Annotated in this window: 1 protein-coding gene and 1 pseudogene; both read left to right on the top strand. The window is 59.1% G+C overall.

The genetic code is table 11. From position 1 onward, the window contains the following. The coding region (locus VG556_RS22390; protein ID WP_423180054.1) for an ABC transporter permease at positions 1 to 237 on the top strand (237 nt) is incomplete at its 5' end. 15 nt (positions 238 to 252) lie between these two features. Then, positions 253 to 489, top strand: a pseudogene (locus VG556_RS22385) (acyltransferase); the annotation flags it as partial.

Here is a 489-nt window from a genome sequence, read left to right as displayed (position 1 = left end):
CTGCTGTTCATTTCGCCAGTGTTCTTCCCGGTCACCAAGATTCCCGAGTACATCCGCCCGCTCTTCCTGGCCAATCCGCTTACGACGATCATCGAGCAGGCCCGTGCCGTCGCGGTGTTCGGTCAGCTGCCGGACTGGTGGCAGCTGGCGGGGCAGTTTGCTGCCGCGTCTGTGGTCTGCCTGCTGGGAATGGTCTGGTTCCGTCGCACCAAGTGTGGATTCGCTGATGTCCTTTAAGAAGGAGCTTGCACGATGAGTCGCCTGAAGCAATGGCTTCTTCGCCAGCGTTTCTTCTATGTGCTTATGGGGCTGAAGTACTACCTCGGCAACAATGTCGTTGCCCACTGTCCGATCGAATGTGTTCGCCGGTTCTATCTGACCCGCGTGCTCAAGGTGGCGATCGGCAAGGACACGCACGTCAGCATGCGCTGGTTCGTCACCGGTTATCCGGTGCGCGCGCACGTCAGCATCGGTGACAACTGCGTGATC

It is taken from the genome of Stenotrophomonas sp. CASM106, from assembly GCF_049384825.1.
GTDB lineage: Bacteria > Pseudomonadota > Gammaproteobacteria > Xanthomonadales > Xanthomonadaceae > Stenotrophomonas > Stenotrophomonas muris.
Note: the sequence above shows the minus strand (reverse complement) of the source record. Positions and strands in the feature narration are given on the sequence as shown.